We start from the raw sequence: 21,712 nt of genomic DNA on the forward strand, positions 1-21,712 counted from the left end.
ATAATCAATGATTATCTCTGACAGCTAACGCCTGTTATACGTTCTTGGCTACTTTGTTTCCTATAAAACAGTTTTTCCTGTTTTCTGTGTTTCGCCAAGACCACTCCCAGAGGCATTTCGACAACCATTCATTGATACCTTGCACCACCCGGTATCTCTCTTGTAATGATCAGCTGCTTACTTTTTTCTGTTCATCGTGTTTAGTTCAGTACTTGATTTAAATGTGCTAATGATTTTTCACGACCAAGCAATTCGATCGTTTCAGGCAATTCTGGACCATGCATTTGTCCTGATACAGCTACACGGATTGGCATGAAAAGATTTTTTCCTTTTACGCCAGTTTCTTTTTGAACAGCTTTGATGGCAGCTTTGACAGTTGGAGCATCTACTACTTCCATTTGTTCTAGCTGTGCTTTGAATGCGTGGAGAACAGTAGGAACTGTTTCACCAGCAAGTACTTCTTTTGCTGCTTCATTCAATACAGGATGTTCATTGAAAAATAGCGTAGACAGATCAACGATTTCTGCAGCATAGCTCATTTGAGGTTGATACAGGCTAACGATCTTCTTCACCCATTCGATTGTCTTTTCATCTGGGTTTTCTGCTACACGTCCATCAGCGATTAGATAAGGCAGACACATGTCAGTAAATGCATCTAGATCCATTGCTTTGATGTAATGGTTGTTTACCCATTGCAGTTTTTTCGCATCGAAAGCTGCGGGTGATTTACTTAGGCGTTTTGGATCGAACATTTTGATCAATTCTTGGTGTTCGAAGATTTCGTCTTCGCCCACAGGTGACCAGCCCAATAATGCAATAAAGTTGAACATTGCATCTGGTAGATAGCCTAATTCGCGATATTGTTCGATAAATTGCAAGATTGATTCGTCACGTTTGCTTAGTTTTTTACCTGTTTCACTGTTGATGATCAATGTCATATGTCCGAAGGTTGGTGGTGTCCAGCCAAATGCTTCATAGATCATCAGTTGTTTTGGTGTATTGGCAATATGGTCATCTCCACGTAAAACGTGAGTGATTTTCATCAAATGATCATCGACCGCAACAGCAAAATTATAAGTTGGCATACCATCGCGTTTTTGGATGACAAAGTCGCCACCGATATTATCGGATTCGAACGAAATAGCGCCTTTCACCATATCTGTAAATGCGTATTCTGTATTGCGAGGCACACGGAAACGTACAACAGATTCTAGACCTTGTGCTTCTTTTTCTGCTTGTTCTTCAGGTGTCAAGTTCGCACATGTTCCTGCGTAATGAGGCATTTCTCCTCTTGCGCGTTGTGCTTCCCGTTCTGCTTCTAATTCTTCTTCTGTGCAATAGCATTTGTATGCTCGATTGCTAGCAAGCAGCTGATCAATCAGCGGTTGATAGATTTCTTTACGTTCAGATTGACGGTAAGGGCCGTATTCTCCAGGATTTTCAGGAGATTCATCCCAATTCATTCCCAACCAAGCAAGGTTTTCCAACTGGCTTTTTTCGCCATCTTCGATATTACGTTTTTGGTCAGTATCCTCAATACGAATAATAAAGTCTCCATCATTGTGGCGGGCAAACAAATAATTGAATAATGCAGTTCTTGCATTTCCAATATGCAGGTGCCCAGTTGGACTTGGTGCATAGCGTACGCGTACTTTCGTCATTTTCTTCCTCTTCTTTCAAACTAGACTTTGACTAACAGCAAAAATTCCGTCAGTTACGGCTTCTCAAATATCATTTATTTAAAGCCACTCAGCACAAATTTTACCTTTTCTAAGGTAAATAGTAAAGCCAACTGGTTGAATTTCCTTACCAGTTGGCTGAATTTCTTTTTTATTTTGATTGTTTAGTCTTTTTCTCTGTCTCTTTTTTATTGTCGATTCCTCGTCCTGCATGTGCAGGTTTAGCAAAGATCATGCGTCCAGCAGCTGTTTGAAGGGCACTTGTTACAACGACTTCGATACGTTCATTCATGTAATGCTGTCCATCTTCTACGACAACCATCGTGCCGTCATCAAGGTAGGCTACTCCTTGTTGGCGTTCTGTCCCGGCTTTTACTACTAGAACATTCATCGTTTCACCAGGGATGACGACTGGTTTTACGGCATTTGCCAACGCATTGATATTAAGAACAGGTACATTTTGGAATTCAGAGACTTTATTCAAGTTATAGTCATTGGTTACAATGACACCATCTAAAAGCTTAGCCAATTTGATCAATTTGCTGTCTACTTCACTGATATCTTCAAAGTCTCCATCGTACATTTCGACAGATATACCCTCTTCTTTTTGCAAGGCATTTAGGATATCTAATCCGCGACGACCACGCACACGTTTCAAACTATCCCCTGAGTCCGCGATGTATTGTAGTTCGTAAAGAACAAAATTAGGGATCATCAAGGTTCCTTCTAAGAATCCAGTCTTTGTAATATCATAAATCCGACCGTCAATGATCACGCTTGTATCCAAGATTTTATATTTATGGAAATTTTCTCCTGATTTTCGTTCTAACAGTTGACTCTCAACTTGACTAGCTGTTTCTTGCTCGATTTTTTTGCTTCGTGAACCAAAAACTTTCTTCCATTCTTCGATTCGTGTCGTTCCCATTCTCAATCCCAGATAGCCTAAGATGATCATCAGTAAAATCGGCAATACACTATTGACGAATGGAATTTCCATATTGTAAAGAGGGGTCGAGATCACAACACCTAAAGTCAATCCGATGATCGCACCGATCGCACCGAAGAGAAGATAAGTCAAGCTGACCTCACTTAGTTTTTGTTCTACTTGTTTGATAATAGCTGAGATATGTCTGGCCAACAGCAAAGATAATAAAAAGAAAATAAGTGCGCCTAACAGGCTGTTGGTAAATGTATTATTCAGCCATCCGTTTGACTGTTGACCGATTGCCTGCCAAGCTGAGGGTAAAAATGAAATACCCAAGCTTGCGCCGACAATGATCATCAGCAAAGTAATGACACGTTTTTGCATCGTTTTTCCTCCGTTTCGACAATCATTTATTAGTTAGCGGAACACACGCTTCAACGTTTCAGCCAAAGTTGCTACTCCAACTATCTCGATTCCTTTTGGCGCTTCCCAGTTACCTAAGTTGTTTTTAGGTAGGTATACTTTTGTGAAGCCGAGTTTTTGGACTTCTTTGACTCGTTGTTCAATATGACTGACACGTCTGATTTCTCCAGTCAGTCCAATTTCACCGATGAAACATTCCGTTGGCTGTGTTCCTTTTTCTTTATAGCTTGAAGCAATACTGACAGCGATAGCTAAATCAATCGCTGGTTCATTTAATTTTACCCCACCTGCAGCTTTTAAGTAAGCATCTTGATTCTGAAGAAGCAACCCAGCTCTTTTTTCCAGCACTGCCATGATCAGAGATACCCGATTGAAATCAAGACCTGTTGTTGTTCGTTTGGCATTTCCGAACATAGTAGGTGTGACTAATGCTTGGATCTCTACCAAAATTGGACGTGTCCCTTCCATTGCCACAACGATAGCAGAGCCAGTTGCACCGTCTAGGCGTTCTTCTAAGAAAATCTGTGAAGGATTAGCGACTTCTTCCAATCCATGCTCATGCATTTCAAAAATCCCAATCTCATTCGTTGAGCCAAATCGGTTTTTTACTGCTCGCAAAATCCGAAAACTATGATGTTGTTCACCTTCAAAATATAACACCGTATCCACCATATGTTCTAACATTCTTGGGCCGGCGATCGAGCCTTCTTTGGTAACATGACCGACGATAAAAATGGCTATCCCATTTGTTTTAGCGATTTTGAGTAGTTCTGCAGTGGTTTCTCTTACTTGGCTGACACTTCCTGCCACACTTGTGATGTCTGGCTGCGTCATCGTTTGGATGGAATCAATGATAACATAATCAGGGGAGATATGTTCGATGGCACGACTGATTTCGTTCATATCTGTTTCAGCGTATAGATAAAATTCTGTGTTGATACTTCCGAGGCGTTCCGCGCGTAATTTTATCTGCTCTGCGCTTTCTTCGCCGGATACATATAAGACTTTTCCGCCTATGGCTGCTAATTGCTGAGAAACTTGTAACAGCAAAGTGGATTTCCCGATACCTGGATCGCCACCAATCAAGACCATAGACCCTGGCACCACACCTCCGCCTAACACACGGTTCAGTTCTTCTAATTTTGTTTTGATCCGAGGTTCTTTTTTAGGGACGACGTCTGCGATTTTTGTTGGTTTTGCTTTTTCTCCTGTCAAACTTGTCCGAGTTCTGCGGTCCGTTGTATCTTGTTCGATTTCTTCGACCATCGTATTCCATTTTCCGCAATTTGGGCAGCGTCCCAAGAACTTAGGCGACACATACCCGCAATTTTGGCAAACAAATTGTACTTTTGATTTTTTTGCCATTGTACCGCCTCCTTTTATCCTAATCATGAGACATTAAATCAAGCTTAAGTATCTTTAACGTTTTATTTACTGGAAGAACCAAATCCGCCTTGACGTTGAGCAGTCGTTTGATCTTGATCTGCTTTTAAAAACGGCAAAAAGATCCCTTGGCCGATACGCTCGCCTTTTTTGATCACTACATCCTTGAAACCAAAGTTGGTGAATTGGAACATGATATGGCCTTCATTTGCCTCATTATTGTAATAATCACTGTCAATCACACCTACTCCGTTTGTCAACACTAAAAACCGCTTCAACGGATTGCTTGAACGGTTAGCAAGCTGCAAAAATTCATCTTCTCCCATGTAAGCTTTGATTCCAGTAGGCACGAGGGTTGGTTTCAATTGTTTTTCATTTTCTGATACATCTTTTTTCAATCCATCTGCGACTGTTTCCAACCCCTTTTTCCAGCCTGCTTTCCAGATACTTGGAATCACGACCTCTTCTGCTGCTTCAAAATCATAGCCAGCAGCATGATGTGTAGCGCGCTGCGGTAGATTGATATTTTGATCTTTATATTTAGAAATAACTTCAAATCCTCTTTTTCTCACCGGTTTTCCTCCCTAAATAAACTACTCCTATTCTAACATATCCGAGGCTGTAAAAGACTTTCTTTACAAATTCTTCAAGAAATTCTGCTATCTTAAAGTAAACCATTAATTCGTTCTTTTTCCAAACGACTGCAAGTTGTACAAAAAAACTATTTTTTACATGACTTTACTCGTCAAAACAAGTAGAATAGAACGAAATTAATGAGTGGATATTTGATTGAGGTGTCACATGCGTAAAGAAATTAAAAATGCAAAACGAATTATTGTCAAAGTAGGAACAAGTACATTGATTTATCCCAATGGAAATATCAATCTTGCGGCAATCGATCAGTTAGCTTTTGTCCTTTCTGATCTTAGAAATCGGGGAAAGGAAGTGATCTTAGTCTCATCAGGAGCTGTAGGCGTTGGTATGCATAAATTACATTTGTCAGAACGTCCGACTTTGATTCCTGAACAGCAAGCTGCGGCGGCTGTTGGTCAAGCCGAACTGATGAATATCTATAATCAAAGATTCAGTGTATATAATCAACAGACGGCACAGATCCTCGTGACAAGAGACGTGGTAGATTATCCTGAAAGTCGTAAAAATGTGAGGAATACATTGGAACAGCTTTTGATTATGGACACGATCCCTATCGTGAACGAAAACGATACTGTAGCAGTGGATGAATTAGATCATCTGACAAAATTTGGCGATAATGATCAGCTGTCAGCCATCATGGCAAAACTTGTCGCGGCAGACCTTTTGATCGTCCTTTCTGATATCGACGGGTTTTATTCAGATAATCCGACTACAAATCCCGAGGCACAGATGTATCGCTATATCGATAAAATCGATGAAAAGATTCTGGCACAAGCAGGTGGTGCTGGTAGCACATTTGGAACAGGCGGTATGCAGAGTAAATTAAAAGCCGCTTCTAGGATATTTGAAGCAAACAGCGCAATGATTTTAGCAAATGGAAAAAATCCGGCAATTATTTTTGATATTCTTGCAGGAAAAGAAGTAGGTACTTTATTTAAGGAGGACTTGAAATGACTGACTTGATGCAATTAGGACAACAGGCAAAAGATAGCGCGCAACAACTAGCACTTATGCCTACAAACCGCAAAAATGAGCTACTTGTTCAAATGGCACAAACCATCAAAAAGAATCAACAAACGATCATTGAAGCAAATCATAAAGACTTAGAAAAAGCAGTCGAAAACAATATCAGTGAAACGATGCAAGACCGCTTGCAGCTGACACCTGAGCGAATCAATGCCATGGCTACAGAGATCGAAAAAATTGCTTCGTTAGACGATCCTATTGGAAAAGTAGATGAGATGTGGACGAACACCGACGGATTGAGAATCGGCAAAAAGCGCGTGCCACTAGGCGTGATCGGCATCATTTACGAATCTCGTCCAAATGTCACGACAGATGCAGCTAGTCTAGCATTCAAATCAGGGAATGCCGTTATCCTTCGCGGTGGCAAAGAAGCATTCTTCTCGAATCAATTATTAGTCCAATTATTGCAGCAAGTACTGGTCAGTGCTGGCGAATCTCCTTATGCCATCCAGTTTGTCGATGATACTTCTCATGAAACTGCAGGACAGTTGATGCGATTGACAGAATACTTAGATGTGCTGATTCCTCGAGGCGGAGCAAAATTAATCCAACGAGTCAAAGAACAGGCAACGGTACCTATCATTGAAACAGGTACAGGAAATAATCACGTATATATCGATAAAGAAGCACAGTTATCTATGGCAGTGAACATCATCGTCAATGCAAAAGCTTCCCGTCCATCTGTCTGTAACGCGGCAGAAACATTGCTGATCCATTCTGAGATCGCACCTTTTTTCTTGCCAGCTATTGAAAAAGAACTGGTAGAACACGGGGTCTCTTTACGTGCGGATGCTCGTGCGTTAGAATATCTAGAGACGGCTGCTTTAGCAGAAGACACAGATTGGGATACTGAATATCTAGATTATATCCTTGCTGTCAAAGTGGTCGATTCTTTGGATGAAGCAATTGCACATATCAATCGGCATAATACTAAACATTCAGAAACGATCGTGACAGATAGTTATGCGGCTAGTCAACGTTTCTTAAATGAAGTGGACGCGGCGGCTGTCTATGTCAATGCCTCCACTCGTTTTACAGACGGATCGGTATTTGGTTTTGGTGCAGAGATTGGTATCTCTACTCAAAAGTTGCATGCCCGTGGTCCAATGGGGTTAAATGAATTAACTTCCACAAAATATATCATTTATGGCGATGGACAAATCCGCGAATAATGTTTCGTGTGAAACATTATTCCCGCCTTTTGCCTTTTTTCTGTAAAGGTTCTATCCAACTAGAAAGGTGTCAATATGTTTGAAATTTTAATGATTTTTTTTATTTACCTTATTTCTCTGAATATCGCTGCTTTTCTGGGAGTCGGTATTTTATCCCTTTTCTTTCAATTCAAAAAACGAAGCATAGGGAGTCAACGGGAAAAATGGTCGCAGTATTTTGACAAAATCGGGCAAAAAGGGCTGGTTACACGCTTGCACATTAGTTACATGGTTGCATTATGCTTATTAGCGACAATCAATTACTATTCTTTTTTCGATCATTCAATCGCTTATACGATTACGCTACTGATTGCTGGGATTTTTCACTTATCTTATAAATATCAGCTGAATAAAAACCACTTGAATCGGACTTTCCGCTAAAAAATATCCGTACGATAAGTAGAGTGCCTTGAAGATCGGCAAAAAACTGCCGGACTTTTTAGAGGCTGTGACAAAGATTTTGTCACAGCCTCTTTTTCCATATAAACGGCGTTCGCCTACCAGCTGCCTGGTAAATCTGTTTCCTCTTCGTTAAGAAGCGAAAATCCGTCAAATGTTTCGCCATCATAATAACGAAGCAGCTCATCCATGGACAAGTTCATCGTTTTTTCTTTTTCTTCTTCCGCTGATTCAGCCAGTAGCTGTTCCCGATACACCTGATACATACCAGCTATTTTTTGCTGCATCGCTTTTCTAGTTTCACCTTCCGCATTGATTATTGGCAATTCTTTGATATAGCCACGATAAATCAACCGATCATCTGAAAATTCAATGGGTAATTCAACGAGTGTCAACCCGACTTCCTGAAAATATTCTTCCAGCATCTATTATCCCCCCATTCTTTTTCTTAAATGAATTTTAGCTTACCTACTGAAAATTTTCCAGTTTCATTATTTTGAGAAAAAAAGGGAATGTGACAAAAATCGTGTCACATCCCCTTTTTCCGAATAAATGGTGTTCTTCTGCCAACTCCTCAATCATAAGTCACAATATTCAACAAACATGAGAAACTGTTTTTTGAAATTGTTCCTTGTGATTCAGAGTTAAACGACAGTCTCACAACCTCTTGGTAAACGGCGTTCAATCAGCTGACCCTCGGTATTAGCTCAAAAAACGGTAAAATATGAGAAGCTATTTTTCCGTTTTGTTTCTCTAATACTTAGGATAAAACGCTGATTTTACAACCTCTGTTAAACGGTGTTCAATCAGCTGTCCTTCGGTATTAGCTCAAAAAACGGCAAAATATGAGGAACTATTTTTCCGTTTGTTTCTCTAATACTCAGGACAAAACGCTGATTTTACAACCTCCTGATAAACGGTGTTCAAAAGCTTGCATCTGCGGTAATAAGCCCAACCAAACGAAAAATATGAGAAGCTATTTTTGTTTGGCTGTTCTTATGACTTGATGCAGGACAGCTTTTTCACAACCTCTGATTTCTTATTCTTCTTCATTTGTAGCAAAATAATTACGGTGATAAATGATACAACATACACTGATAAGAACAATGGCACCTGCAAAATAAAACGCATAGCTTTCACCAATATGTTCACCAATCACACCTGCAATAAATGGTGCTAAAGCTCCACCGAAAAAGCGGACAAAACTATAGCTGGACGAAGCAACGTTTCGTTGCAGACCTGGTATTTCCATAGCAATCGTCGTCAACAGTGTATTGATAATTCCTTGGAAAAATCCTGCTAACACAATGCTGATCGGTACAAGGACTGGCATAGAAGTTCCAGCTCCTAATAACAGCAAACAAATAATGAATAAGACAAATGCTGCTAAAATTGTCCGATAAGTCGTAAACTTCCGCTCAAGAGCCGGTGCAACGAAAATCGAAGCAATAGCCAGAAGCACACCCCAGCCAAAAAATACAAAACCGACTTCTAATTCAGAATAGCCAATCAATAAAAATGGCGCATACGCAAGTAAAGTAAAGAATCCGAAATTATATAACAATGCGATTAGTCCAACTGAACGAAGTTTATGATTGCTTAACGCTTTGACACCTTCCCAAAGGCCTACTTTTCTCTTTGGTTTCTCAGTTTCAGGTAAAAGTACCGCTAGGGCTATAAAACCGCAAAACATCAAAAATGCTACCCCAAAAAATGGATAACGCCATGAACCACTGCCCAAGACCCCACCGACTAGAGGGCCAACAGCCATTCCGCAGCCAAGTGCTGCTTCATACATCATGATTGCTTTTTCTGTGTTACCAACTAAAATACTGACGATCGTTGCTAAAGCAGTAGAGACAAATAAAGCATTCCCGACACCCCAGCCGGCACGTAACCCAATCAGCATTCCGATATTCCCAGATAATCCGCCAAGACCAGCGAATACAACGATGATAAACAATCCTGTCATCAATGTTTTTTTCAAACCGATCCGACTAGATAAGAAACCTGTAAATAGCATCACCACACCAGTGACTAACATGTAACTAGTAAATAACAGGGTCGTTTCAGCTGGCGTAGCGTTTAACTGTGCAGCAATCGTTTTTAAGATTGGGTCTACTAGACCCACTCCCATAAAAGCGATCATACAGGTAGCTGCTACAACTAGCGCTGAACTTTTCCCCTTTGTTTCTTCATTTGTTTGTTCTTGTATATCTATTTGATTCTCCAATATTTCCATCCCTTTCTCTCTATTAGCATCATACATGATTTATTTTACATGTCAATATGCACATGTAAAACGTGGAAACTTTACTGTGATATAATAAAGAAAATAAGACGAGAGGTAGGATTTTTATGAATACTTTAGCCTATATATTATTATGCGTGCTTTTATCCAAACCACGTTCTGGGTATGAATTGAAGCAGCTGATCACAATTTTTTGGGAAGCCCATCACAGTCAGATCTATACAACGCTTGCCAAGTTAGACCAGCAGGGTTATGTGACCGTTTTGGACAAAGACGAGCACTCTCAAAAAAAGATCTACCACTTGACTGATGAAGGACGTGCTCTTGTAGAGGAATGGATCAAAGAGGAAACTCCCGCTCCTACGCAAAAAGATGAATTTCTAGCAAAAATCTATGCTTTTTCGACGCTCGATAAAACAACAGCTACTGGACTGCTATTCACTAGAGAACAACAGCTGAACAAAATCATGCAAAAAAATCAAAAAAAATTGAATGACCTCTCGCTAGACAAGAAACAAGAATTTGGACGTTATGTTGTGATCCAGCGCAGAATTATGCTTTGTCAGCAGGAACTCCAATGGTGTCAGCAAGTAAGAGAACAAATGCAGCAGTTTTTTGAGTAAGGGATAAACAGAACCTTTCTAGAAATATCTATTGAAGAGCAAATTATCTTCAATAAAAGAGCAATACAGTTGGAAAAGAAAAAGCGATCCGAACGACAGGCCAAAACCTATCGTTCGGATCACTATTTTTCTAGAACTGCATTCAAGAGACTATGACAAAAAGCATGCCAAGGCCTTTTTTCAAATAACAGTGTTCCATCATTCATTACTTTGAATTGCTTTTAGCACACTTCTTGAAAGCGGGCCAACGATGATCAACTGCAACGGTAAAGCGGCAATCACATTCATTTTCCAAGCATTCATATAAGCAGAGAATAATTGATCAGGTATTCCTTGTTCCATGATCACACCGAATAAAGACATACATGTCACCATTCCTAAAACCATCAAGCATGAAATAGTTAAGATCATTTGGACCTTGCTTTCTGGATTTACTGGTAGTTTAAAGGCAATTTTTTTCGCCAGCACACCGATGATGAAGACATCCAAAATGAAAGCCACCACGAATCCAGGCACTAGACCAATCAACAAACTTGATAAATGAAGATCTTGATGCAGCCATAAATTATACGCGCTCATCCCCAAGACCATCAAAAAACACATCATTGTTGTAAAAATTATTCCTTCTTTTTTATTTGTAGGCAATCTGTACCACTCCTTTAAATTTGTCACGAAAATCATCGTAGCACATTTAAAAATTTCTCGTAAGTACTTTTTTTATTTTCTGCCCTTTTATTTCATAAACTTCATCAGCCGTACGCTCGACAAAGTAAGAATCATGAGAAGTAAACAAAATCGTTCCCGGATATATTTGCATTAGCTTCTCTAAAGCTTCGATCGTTGCCATATCAATAAAATTAGTCGGTTCATCTAACAGCAACACATTACTTGGCTTAGTAAAAAGCAAAGCAATCGTCAGACGGGTCGCTTCTCCCCCACTTAATGTACATAACGGTTTCGTCAAAGTTTCCTAAGCAAACCCTAAGTGATTCAGCAAACTACGGACAAGCGATTCTGAAAACTCTGTTTGTCTCATGACAAAACGAATGATGGATTCTTCAGATGTCATTTGATAACCCTTTTGCTGATATACTTGAAAGCTTACTTTCGGAGAGAGAAGGATTCCTTCTCCTTGTTTGCGGATATGTTCTAATAAGGTTGTCTTACCTGAACCATTTTCACCGACAATCGCGATTTTTTTACCTAAAGAAAACTGAAAATCACCATTTACCAGTAATGTTCTCCCACTTCTTTCCAATTGGACATTTTGTCCCATGATGGGATAGCGGCTGTGGAGTTCAAGAGATTTTGGTACTGGAAAACGGATTTGTTTCATCTGCTGCGGCTTGGTTGTTTCTCCTATTTTTTGGAGTCTTCTCTCTAATGTTTTCGCATTCTTTTGGATGGCTTTTTGTACACTGTCTTTTTGTTTAGAGGAAGACAACCGATCCGGTCTGATTTGTTGCTTTTTCTTTTTACTGGACACTTTTTCCAACTTTTCCGCTTGTTTTTTCTTTTCTTGGATCGATTTTTCCAATCGTTTTTTCTCTTTCATGATCGACTCTGCTTCTCGTAGCTGAGTCTTTTTCTCCAATTCCTTTTGAGTGAGATAGGCACTATAATTCCCCGAAAACTCTCGGATTTCTCCGTCTTTTACTTCCCAGATTTTCGATGCTAGCTCATCTAGAAAATAGCGATCATGACTAACAAAAACCAGCGTACCATAATAATAACGAAGCTCTTCAATCAGTCGATCAATACTTTTTCTATCTAGATGGGTTGTTGGCTCGTCTAGAAGCATCCCTTGTTCATAAGAAGAAAGAAGACGTATCAACTCGATCTTTCGTTCTTCCCCTCCGCTCCATTTCCGCTCTGAAGTTTCTTCCAGTCTTAACTGGAAATGACTGGCTAATTCCAAATTTAGGTCCTTTGCTTCAGCGAGATAGGTTAATTGAGGCAGGTAGTTGAAGGTGATCTCTGTTTGGATTTTCCCATGATCGGGAAAAAGTTCACCGGCTATTAGTTTGAGCAAAGTCGATTTACCGACACCATTTTCTCCTATGATCCCTATACGATCTTGCTGATAGACACGAAGAGAATCAATAGATAGTTCTAGCTGGTTGCCAAAGCTGACTTGTAGATTTGTTATATTTACTGCTAAATTTTCCATATGTTTTACACTCCTATTTCATGTAAAACAACAATTATCGATACTAAAAAAGAGCAGAAAAATCTGTTTGCAAAAAAACTGCATCACATCTTTTCCTACTCTGAACGAAATAACTATGACTAAATCACCAAATCTGTCATAGCTTTCACCTATTCTACTGTCGTTCGAAAAAATGGACATACTCCATCCATGAAATTGTTGTTTATACATGTCTTTTGAATTTATTTAGTTGTTATTCAAAAGTTCGAAACGTAATTTCATCGATGCAGTCATTTTTCCGACCTCCTTTTTTATTAGGTTACCACACACGATTCAAAAAAAGCAATAGCTACTGAATAGTAACTGAAAACCTTTTATTCGAACGTAGTGATCTTTTCTGGTGCTAAACGAACAGACTCGTAACCTTCTTCTACCGCTTTTCCTATTGATAAAATAATAACTGGAACATAACGGTCTTTATCCAAACCAAATGCCTCTGCCAACTGATCTGCTTCGAATCCACCAATTGGATTTGTTTCATAGCCATGATCACGCGCAACTAACATGAATTGCATAGCCGCTAAGCTAGAATCGACTTTGACTACATCGTTCATTTCTTCTCTTGAAAAACTCTTGTAATAAGGAATGATCGCAGCTAATTGTTGATCTCTGACTTCTTTTGGCATCTTCCCTGATTCGTAAGCTTGGTTGTAGATTTCTTCGCCATATTCGTAACATTGCATATCGCCAAAAATCATGACCATTGCAGAAGAAGTATCATTTTGTCTCGTATTGAAACGGATCAAAGGACGCAAGATTTCTTTTGCTTCCTCGCTTTCAGCGACCACAAAGCGCCATGGTTGCATATTGACAGAAGAAGGTGCAGTCGTCGCTTCTTTGATCATTTCCAGCATTTCTTCGTGTGGGATTTTGTATGTTTCATCATATACGCGAACGGATCTTCTACCAGTCATAATTGTTGAAAAATCATTTTTTTGTTCCATTATTATTAACCTCTTTCGTTTCTGTTGTTATATTGCAAAGTTGGGTATTCAATTTATCTAAAAGTGTTAGAAATTGTTTCATTTCTACATCGCTGAAAGCCGGGGATAGCACGGAACCTGTATCTTTATGGTCCATTTCACAATGCTTGATTTTCTTCTGGGCTTTTTCTGTTAGCGCTACATACACTTCCCGGTTGTTCTGAGGATTTCTCTGACGCGAAACATAGCCATTTGCTTCCAATACCTTCAGATGACGAGTAACTGCTCCTTGATCAATCTGCAACTTTTCTTGCAAACTGCTTTGTAGCAATGGATTTTCTTCTTTCAGTCTCATCATGATCTCGTATCTAGTAAGACTTATACCGATATTTTCTTCAAAGATCTGGACGATTTTTTGATCGGCTAATTTGATTTGATATAAAAGGTGACTAATCTCTTCTAAAGACATAATTTCCTCCTTTCTAATAATTGACTCGTCAACGATTGACTTGTCAATAATAGAATAAAAAAAGAAAAAAGTCAAAGAATCAGCTGTGTAATAAAAAAAAACGCTCTCAATAGAAAAGTATAGAGAAAAGAAATTTTTTGTAGAATGAACGGAAAAAATGATAAAGAAAGCACAACGCTAAAACCAAGATTATTGATTCTTATCAAACTATAGAAGATAGCTCTTCTGCAGTAGAAAATTTTACACCGCCAAAAATTTCCGAAATCGCCTTTTGCAAGAATCCCGTCGAATATTAGAAATTGGATCAGTATGCTTAAACAGTAATAAAAAAGTTATGACAAGATGTTGTCACAACCTTTTTTGAGTAAACGGTGTTCAAAAACTTGCATCTGCGGTAATAAGTTCAACCAAACAAAAAACATGAAAATCTGTTTTTGTTTGGCTGTTCTTACTACTTGATGCAGGGCAGCTTTTTCACTACCTCTTTTTAATAACCATAAAATCCTATTCCTTCATATCTCCAGCCCATCGGTGTTAGCCAATCTCTTTCCTTAGCACTCAAGGTATAGTGATGGGTACCAGTTTTTTCATTTGGATTAAATAGTCGATAAATTGGCTTGGAACCACCAGAATAAAAACTTAGACCTTCATAACGCCAACCGATTTTTGTTAAAGAGTTGATCTCAGATTGTGCCATTGTGTAATGATGGTCTCCACTGTAAGGATTGTATAAACGGTAGACAGGTTGTCCGCTGTTTGGTGCTTGCCAAGCAATCCCTTCATATTCCCAGCCTACAGTTGGCAGATAATTTTTTTCTCCGGCATTCAATGTATATAAATGTTCTCCTGTATGACGGTTATACAGACGATACATCGGAGAAGTTGAAGTTGGTGCTGTATCATACTGTGTCAGATTATAGGTTTCGATTACATTGTTCAATGTAGAACCATAATTAGGCGCAGTGGCATAACGACCTGTTAGCCAAGCCGTAGCATCTTTGTAAGAGTTCGTATTGCTTTTCCATGCACCGGAATAGTAGTAAACGCCTGGCTGAAAAGAAGTCGTCTTCAATACCGTTACGTTATCTTGCAATGATTCTTTGTACGAAGGATATTTTCTAAAAGCGGCATTCACCGTAATCCATTGCCCATTCACATATTCCGAAGTAGGCATCGTAACAGATTGGCCATTATAGCTTCCTTTAATCCCAAATAGATTGTAATTAGGGGCAGAAGCCAAAGTACTGTTCCCCCAGCCACTTTCAACGATGGCTTGAGCAATCATGACTGATGCATATAAGTCATTGGCACTTGCCAAACTTTGTGCAGTTGAGGCAATACTATCAATGAACGCTTGTTGAGAATTAGCAGATGAGCGAGCATAAAAAGCATAGCCAGTATAGTTTTCGAATTCAGACAAATCTGCTTGATGGGTATGTGTCAATGTTTGCCCATCTGTCAATTGGTTCGTGATTTCTTCTGCATTCTCTGGATTGTTCTGAGCTTCTGCTGATGTACTGTCTTCGGTTTGTGTTTGTTCTGTTGTTTCAGTTGTTGGTTCTTCGGTTGAAATTGTATTTTCTGAGACAGTAGCTGACTGCAAAGTACTCTCTGTATCGTTTTCAATTCCTGTTTCTGAAGAACTCGATGTCTGAGTTGCGACAGTTTCTGTCGATTCTTCAGCTAGCACTGTTGTGTTGGCAACTGCTAGATTTCCTAAAAGAATAACGCTAAATAATAAATTCTTTGCTTTCATCTTTTTTCTCCTTTGAATTATGAAACTTTTCCTAAATAACAGTGTAACTAAAAAAGTAAAAGCAAGTCAATGTCCATATTTAAATAACATTTTTTTCTTTTTGATAAATTTGCTTTTTCTACATAAAAAGACGTAAATGAAGAATATTCTTCTCCATTCACGCCTTAAATTGATGGTCGTTTGAATAACTATTTAACAAGTAATTCTCTTTGGATATTATCCGTTATGGATTATACTTCCTGTGTCGTCGGACGGATAATCATGTTACTGACAGACATCCGGTCTGGCGTTTCTATCGCAAATGCTACAGCAGAAGCTATATCTTCGGAGGTCAATCCCCATTCTTTTTGCGCTTCATGAAGTTCAAGAGCAGCCTTTTTGTCGCTGATGGTTTGATATAATTCAGTTTGAACAGCTCCTGGAGAGATGATCGTAGATTTGATGTTATTTTGCCGTTGCTCTTGACGTAATCCTTCCATGATTGCACGGACAGCAAATTTTGTTCCGCAATAAACGGCGGAATCAGGATAAACAACATGTCCCGCCACAGAATCAGTTGAAATGATATGCCCAGATTTTTGTTTTTCCATGATTGGAAGTACGGCGGAAATTCCATTTAACACACCCATGATGTTGATATCAAGCATATTTTGCCATTCATCACGGTGACCTTCAACTAATGGAGCGGTTGGCATGATTCCTGCATTATTGTACAATACATCGATTCGACCGAACTTTTCCATCGCTAAATCGATAACTGCTTGGACTTGTGCAAAATCTCTTACATCTGCTGTTTGAATATATAGCTCAGCTTCTGGTAAAGATTCTTTTATTGCTTTTAGGCGATCTTCTCGGCGTGCAGCTATAACTAGTTTAGCCCCTTTTTCTGCTAATAGCTTCGTTGTTGCTTCACCGATTCCGCTTGAAGCGCCCATGATGACAATCACTTTTTCTGATAAATCATTCATTCTATTCTCCTCCTGTTTTGAAAAATCTCTTGCTTATACTCACTATCTCTTATTTCATCTTACTGTTCAAATAATCCGTTCGACAGGTTTGACGATTTTGGCAGGGATTCCTGCAACGATGGTATTGTCTGGGACATCTTTCGTAACAGTTGCATTCGCTGCAACAATGGCATTCTCGCCAATCGTTACGCCTGGCAGAATAGTTGCTCCTGCTCCGATCCAAGCATTTTTCTTGATGTGGATTGGCTTTACTGACAAGCCTCTTCGTTCTTTTAGATCGGTTAGATGGTTCACCGTGATGAGGTTGACACGAGGACCAATCAATACTGAATCTTCTAAACAGATGCCACCTAAGTCAACGAACATCACTTGACGATTGATAAAGACATTTTTCCCTATACTAATATGTTTGCCGAAATCTGTATAAAAAGGCAGCAGAACAGTCACCGTATCATCTACTTTGTCACTAATGATATTTTCTAGCCGTTTGCGGATATCTGCTGGTTCATGGTACCCAGTATTCAGCGCTGCTAAAGGCTCTTCGTTTTCAGCTTGGATCTGATGGATCACTTCAAAGAGCGGATCCGTTACTCGAATCTCTTTATTGACGATTTGTTTTTCGATGAGGCTTGTCATTTTGCTCCCTCCTTTTATCCTTACTTTATAACGGACGGCTTATCATGTCTAATACTTATAAAACATACTTAACTATTCCTTTTAACTATACTTAGTGGTATGCTTTTTTAAAAACAGGAGGGAAAAAATGGATATTCGTATACTGACGTATTTTTTAGCAGTAGCTAGAGAAAAAAATATCAGCCGAGCAGCAAAATCTCTGCATATCACGCAACCTACTCTCTCAAAACAACTGAAAGATTTAGAAGAAGAACTTGGTGTGACACTTTTCACTCGGGGCTCCCGAGAGATACAGTTGACGGATTCTGGTCGATATCTTTATTCAAAAGGAAAAGAAATCTTGTCGTTGGTAGAAAAAACGGCGAACAATTTAACAAATGACGCAATCATCTCTGGAGAAATCTACATTGGCGGAGGCGAAACTAAAGCAATCTCTTTCATTTCTGATAGCCTTCATTCGTTGATCAAGGCGCATCCTGATATCCAGTTTCATTTATATAGCGGGAATGCAGATGATATCATAGACAAACTGGATAGCGGATTACTTGATTTTGGACTCGTAATCGAACCGACAAACAAACAAAAATACCAGTCATTTCGACTGCCAGCCCAAGATCGTTGGGGACTTTTGATACATCGAAATCATCCTTTAGCAAAGCAAACCGTCATCCATCCGCAGGAACTGAAAACTGTTCCTTTGATCATTTCCCGGCAAACGTCAGTGGACAGTCAACTAGCTGAATGGCTAGGTTTCAGCATAGATCAGTTATCGATCGTCGGAACATATAACTTATTGTACAATGCTTCTTTGATGGTCGATAACGGGACTTTTGGTGCATTAGCTCTAGATGGGATCATCAATACTTATGGGACGGAAAAAATATTCATCCCACTCGATCCGCCATTACAAGCTTCACTGAATCTCATTTGGAAAAAAGACCAGCCTCTTTCTCCTGCTGCTCGTAAATTTTTAGATGTCCTAACGGAGAAATACAGTTAAGTAGAGTTTTTTTCCTTCGCTTTCAGCTTTTTAACAACGAATAAGATAAGCAAAAGATCCAACGATTAAATAACATAAGTTTCTTAATTTATTTCTTCCTTTTATTTCTGATAATTCCAGTAAATTACTATAATTATAAAAAAAGAATTGACAAAACATAACTGTCTATATAAAATTGATTACGTTAACAATAATTCGTTTCATGTGACTAGATCATACTAGGCATGAAAAATCTCTGAGGAACATGGTTTCCCTAGGAGGTTTTTCGTGTCTATTTTTGTTTGGCCGCAATCAACTGGTCTAGCAAACGTGAAAACCAAATCTTCAAAAAGGGTGCGCGCATGAAAATCAAAAAGATCTTTAATCAAAATGCAGTATTGGTAGATGACGGTGGACAGGAAAAAGTAGCTATTGGAAAAGGGATTGGATTTGACAGAAAAAGAAATGATTTGATTTTTGATCGTGATGTCGAACGGATATTTGTCATGGAACCAGAAGGTCAAATCAAGTTGCAAAATTTACTTAATCAGATTGATGAACGCTTTTTATTTGCAGCAGAAACGATCATTGATCATGCGGAAACTGTTTTGATGGAAAAGTTGAATGAACATGTATTGATCGCTTTGACCGACCACATTGCTTTTTCTGCGGAGAACATTAATAACGGTATCGTCATCCGCAACAAACTTTTAAGAGAAATCGAAGTGCTTTACAGTGATGAATTCAGTATTGCTCAATGGGCAGTAGAGTATCTGACAAAAGAGCTTGGGATTCCATATACTTATGACGAAGCAGGATATATCGCAATCCATATTCACAGCGGACGAAGCGGTCGGAACAATAACCATCGCAGTATCCGTGAAGTGACGATTGTATCTGACATCATCCATTTAGTGGAATCAGAATTGGAAACAGATATCCATTCAGAACCATTTTCACTGAATTATTCAAGACTGGTGAATCATTTACGACTGCTTCTACAACGAACCCATGCGCAACAATATGCTGTTTTAGACACGGAAATCGTAGAAATGGTCAAACGAAAATACCCAGAAAGCTATAAGATTTCTAAAAAAATCCGTGTGTTGCTGACCAAAGAATACCAGCTCGCGATCACGAAAGAAGAACTGGGTTACTTGGCCATCCATATCGAGCGTTTAAGAAGCGCAATCGTACAAACAAATGTTAACAATCATGAGGAGGAAAAAAATTGAAAGCATATCTACAACGAATGGGACGTTCCCTTCAACTTCCAGTTGCGGTCTTACCTGCTGCTGCTTTACTAGTAGGGATCGGAAACTGGTGGGCATCTTATAGTAACGACATTGTCGCTCATTTTTTACAAGCTGGCGGTAACGCAGTTTTAGGTCAATTACCTTTGCTGTTTGCCGTTGGGTTAGCACTAGGGATGTCAGTGGACAAATCAGGTGCTGCTGCCTTGGCAGGTTTGGTCGCATTTGAAGTTCCAGTAAATGTTTTAAAAACTGATTCAGTAGCTACTTTATTGAATATCAAACCAGAATCAGTTGATCCATCTTTTGCTCAGATCAGTAACGTATTTATTGGTATTATTGCCGGATTGATTGCGGCAGCTCTTTATAATCGTTTCCACGAAGCAAAATTACCGATGGCTTTATCTTTCTTTAGCGGCAAGCGTCTAGTGCCAATCTTGGCTGCCTTTGTCATGTTGCTGATCAGTGCAGTGCTACTGCTCGTATGGCCTCCGGTTTACTCTGCTTTAGTTTCTTTTGCTAAATTCATTTTGAGTTTAGGCTGGGGTGGTGCAGGTCTTTATGGCTTCTTCAACCGTTTACTGATCCCTACAGGATTGCATCAAGCAATGAACTCCGTGTTCTGGTTTGACGTAGCAGGAATCAATGATATTGGTAAATTTTTGGCTTCTGAAGGAACAAAAGGCGTAACAGGAATGTATCAAGCTGGATTTTTCCCAATCATGATGTTCGGGCTTCCAGCAGGAGCATATGCTATTTACAGAAATGCACGTCCAGAAAACAAAGCAAAAACAGCTTCCTTGATGCTAGCAGCAGCTTTTGCTTCATTCTTTACTGGTGTGACAGAACCACTTGAATTTTCATTTATGTTCGTTGCTTGGCCATTATATGTCTTGCATGCAATTTTCACTGGGATTTCTTTAGCAGTGAGTGCATTCTTCCATTGGACAGCAGGATTTGCCTTTAGTGCCGGATTTGTCGATTACTTCCTATCTTTGAAAAATCCGATTGCGAATCAGCCATTGATGTTGATCGTCCAAGGATTAGTAACAGCAGTGATTTACTACTTTGGTTTTAACTTTGCTATCAAAAAATTCCATCTGATGACTCCTGGCCGCGAGGAAGCAGATCTTTCAGATGACGATACTGCAACGACTAATTCAGACAATAAATATGCGGCACAAGCAAGCAAAATCTACGCTGCATTAGGCGGAGCCGACAATGTAACTTCGATCGATAACTGTACTACACGCCTTCGTTTGCAAGTCAAAGATACAGGCCTGATCGATCAAAATAAAATCAAAGCCACTGGCGTACCTGGTATGAAGATCATCGACGGAAAAAATGCGCAAGTCATCGTAGGTACAGAAGTACAATTCGTTGCAGATGAGATGGCAAAACTACATGGTGGTGCTGCAGCACGACCTGCACAAACAAACACCGTGGTTAAAACAGAAACATTTGCCGGTGAAACGATCGAACAAGATATTTACGCTATCGCAAATGGGAAACTGATTCCAATCACTGAAGTTTCAGATGATGTATTCGCGGAAAAAATGATGGGTGACGGCTATGCTGTATTACCAGAAAATGGAGAAATCTTCTCTCCAATCGCTGGTACGATCACAAACATTTTCCCAACGAAACATGCTGTCGGAATCCAAACAGATGCTGGTATCGAAGTCTTGCTTCATATGGGCATCAACACTGTTGACTTAAAAGGCGAACCATTCACTTTATATGTAGAAGAAGGTCAAAAAGTCGCAAGAGGTCAATTGATTGCTTTAGTTGATCTTGCCGCTATTCAATCTGCAGGCAAAAACACGGATATGGTCGTTGTATTCACAAATGGCGACAAAGTCCAAAGCTTAGAAATCGAACCCGCACGTGATGTAAAAGCAAATGATAAAATCGGCTCTGTTTCCAACAAAGCCTGAGCCATCGT

19 protein-coding genes, 1 pseudogene and 1 other annotated feature (1 of these 21 cut by a window edge) are annotated in these 21,712 nt (G+C 39.4%); of the genes and pseudogenes, 7 read left to right on the top strand and 13 right to left on the bottom strand.

All coding sequences use genetic code 11. The annotated features are described in order from the left end of the window. Window positions 1-204: a binding site (T-box leader), on the bottom strand; it reaches 36 nt to the left of the window's first position. From gltX to IGJ87_RS11630, 4 genes are all read right to left on the bottom strand, one after another. Continuing rightward, window positions 201-1,661 (bottom strand): glutamate--tRNA ligase, encoded by a 1,461-nt coding sequence (gltX, locus tag IGJ87_RS11615; protein WP_002287447.1) that lies wholly within the window; start codon window positions 1,659-1,661, stop codon window positions 201-203. It overlaps the preceding feature by 4 nt. Before the next feature lie 169 nt (window positions 1,662-1,830). After that, window positions 1,831-2,988, bottom strand: a complete 1,158-nt coding sequence (locus tag IGJ87_RS11620) for a PIN/TRAM domain-containing protein (RefSeq protein WP_002298217.1) — start codon at window positions 2,986-2,988, stop codon at window positions 1,831-1,833. A 33-nt stretch (window positions 2,989-3,021) separates the two neighbouring features. After that, window positions 3,022-4,392 (bottom strand): DNA repair protein RadA, encoded by a 1,371-nt coding sequence (gene radA / locus IGJ87_RS11625; RefSeq protein ID WP_002287449.1) that lies wholly within the window; start codon window positions 4,390-4,392, stop codon window positions 3,022-3,024. Between the two features lie 62 nt (window positions 4,393-4,454). Further along, a complete protein-coding gene (locus IGJ87_RS11630; RefSeq protein WP_002287450.1) occupies window positions 4,455-4,982 on the bottom strand; it encodes a dUTP diphosphatase in 528 nt (175 codons plus the stop codon). A gap of 229 nt (window positions 4,983-5,211) precedes the next feature. On the opposite strand from IGJ87_RS11630, the gene proB reads away from it, so the two are divergent. From proB to IGJ87_RS11645, 3 genes are all read left to right on the top strand, one after another. Continuing rightward, entirely contained in the window at window positions 5,212-6,018 is an 807-nt protein-coding gene (gene proB, locus IGJ87_RS11635) for a glutamate 5-kinase (RefSeq protein WP_002287451.1), read from the top strand. After that, the gene (locus IGJ87_RS11640) at window positions 6,015-7,262 is read left to right on the top strand and encodes a glutamate-5-semialdehyde dehydrogenase (protein ID WP_104889230.1); all 1,248 of its coding nucleotides are present in this window, start codon (window positions 6,015-6,017) and stop codon (window positions 7,260-7,262) included. Before proB ends, IGJ87_RS11640 begins: the two co-directional genes overlap by 4 nt. Window positions 7,263-7,337: 75 nt before the next feature. Further along, complete coding sequence (locus IGJ87_RS11645) at window positions 7,338-7,682, top strand: hypothetical protein (protein WP_002287507.1); 345 nt, start codon at window positions 7,338-7,340, stop codon at window positions 7,680-7,682. Between the two features lie 116 nt (window positions 7,683-7,798). Here IGJ87_RS11645 and IGJ87_RS11650 read toward each other — a convergent pair whose 3' ends face one another. Together IGJ87_RS11650 and IGJ87_RS11655 are read right to left on the bottom strand one after the other, a co-directional pair. Continuing rightward, the gene (locus IGJ87_RS11650) at window positions 7,799-8,125 is read right to left on the bottom strand and encodes a hypothetical protein (protein ID WP_002287453.1); all 327 of its coding nucleotides are present in this window, start codon (window positions 8,123-8,125) and stop codon (window positions 7,799-7,801) included. 614 nt (window positions 8,126-8,739) lie between these two features. After that, window positions 8,740-9,942 (bottom strand): MFS transporter, encoded by a 1,203-nt coding sequence (locus tag IGJ87_RS11655; RefSeq protein WP_002296013.1) that lies wholly within the window; start codon window positions 9,940-9,942, stop codon window positions 8,740-8,742. 116 nt (window positions 9,943-10,058) lie between these two features. Between IGJ87_RS11655 and IGJ87_RS11660 the strand changes: the two genes are divergently transcribed. Continuing rightward, the gene (locus IGJ87_RS11660) at window positions 10,059-10,574 is read left to right on the top strand and encodes a PadR family transcriptional regulator (protein WP_002287456.1); all 516 of its coding nucleotides are present in this window, start codon (window positions 10,059-10,061) and stop codon (window positions 10,572-10,574) included. Between the two features lie 198 nt (window positions 10,575-10,772). Here the strand turns inward: IGJ87_RS11660 and IGJ87_RS11665 are convergent, their stop codons facing one another. The 7 genes and pseudogenes from IGJ87_RS11665 to IGJ87_RS11695 all read right to left on the bottom strand — a co-directional run bounded on the left by IGJ87_RS11665 (window position 10,773) and on the right by IGJ87_RS11695 (window position 17,535). Beyond that, the gene (locus tag IGJ87_RS11665; RefSeq protein WP_002287457.1) at window positions 10,773-11,219 is read right to left on the bottom strand and encodes a DUF2798 domain-containing protein; all 447 of its coding nucleotides are present in this window, start codon (window positions 11,217-11,219) and stop codon (window positions 10,773-10,775) included. Between the two features lie 46 nt (window positions 11,220-11,265). Then, window positions 11,266-12,744 (bottom strand): annotated as a pseudogene (gene msr(C), locus IGJ87_RS11670) (ABC-F type ribosomal protection protein Msr(C)). Between the two features lie 353 nt (window positions 12,745-13,097). Beyond that, entirely contained in the window at window positions 13,098-13,727 is a 630-nt protein-coding gene (locus IGJ87_RS11675) for a nitroreductase family protein (RefSeq protein ID WP_002287459.1), read from the bottom strand. Continuing rightward, a complete protein-coding gene (locus tag IGJ87_RS11680) occupies window positions 13,711-14,175 on the bottom strand; it encodes a MarR family winged helix-turn-helix transcriptional regulator (RefSeq protein WP_002302683.1) in 465 nt (154 codons plus the stop codon). The genes IGJ87_RS11675 and IGJ87_RS11680 overlap by 17 nt, the downstream gene beginning before the upstream one ends. A 487-nt stretch (window positions 14,176-14,662) precedes the next feature. Continuing rightward, on the bottom strand, window positions 14,663-15,931 hold the full coding sequence (locus IGJ87_RS11685) for a glycoside hydrolase family 73 protein (RefSeq protein WP_002287463.1): 1,269 nt from the start codon (window positions 15,929-15,931) through the stop codon (window positions 14,663-14,665). 230 nt (window positions 15,932-16,161) lie between these two features. Next, on the bottom strand, window positions 16,162-16,899 hold the full coding sequence (locus tag IGJ87_RS11690) for an SDR family oxidoreductase (RefSeq protein ID WP_002287466.1): 738 nt from the start codon (window positions 16,897-16,899) through the stop codon (window positions 16,162-16,164). Window positions 16,900-16,965: 66 nt separating this feature from the next. After that, entirely contained in the window at window positions 16,966-17,535 is a 570-nt protein-coding gene (locus IGJ87_RS11695; protein ID WP_104889229.1) for a DapH/DapD/GlmU-related protein, read from the bottom strand. A 127-nt stretch (window positions 17,536-17,662) separates the two neighbouring features. Between IGJ87_RS11695 and IGJ87_RS11700 the strand changes: the two genes are divergently transcribed. The 3 genes from IGJ87_RS11700 to nagE all read left to right on the top strand — a co-directional run bounded on the left by IGJ87_RS11700 (window position 17,663) and on the right by nagE (window position 21,704). Then, window positions 17,663-18,535, top strand: a complete 873-nt coding sequence (locus IGJ87_RS11700; protein ID WP_002287470.1) for a LysR family transcriptional regulator — start codon at window positions 17,663-17,665, stop codon at window positions 18,533-18,535. Between the two features lie 341 nt (window positions 18,536-18,876). Then, the gene (locus IGJ87_RS11705; protein WP_002287471.1) at window positions 18,877-19,749 is read left to right on the top strand and encodes a PRD domain-containing protein; all 873 of its coding nucleotides are present in this window, start codon (window positions 18,877-18,879) and stop codon (window positions 19,747-19,749) included. Beyond that, the gene (nagE, locus tag IGJ87_RS11710; RefSeq protein WP_002287473.1) at window positions 19,746-21,704 is read left to right on the top strand and encodes an N-acetylglucosamine-specific PTS transporter subunit IIBC; all 1,959 of its coding nucleotides are present in this window, start codon (window positions 19,746-19,748) and stop codon (window positions 21,702-21,704) included. The genes IGJ87_RS11705 and nagE overlap by 4 nt, the downstream gene beginning before the upstream one ends. Window positions 21,705-21,712 lie beyond the last annotated feature (8 nt).

It is taken from the genome of Enterococcus sp. DIV1411a (genome assembly GCF_050531945.1).
Classification (GTDB): domain Bacteria; phylum Bacillota; class Bacilli; order Lactobacillales; family Enterococcaceae; genus Enterococcus_B; species Enterococcus_B faecium.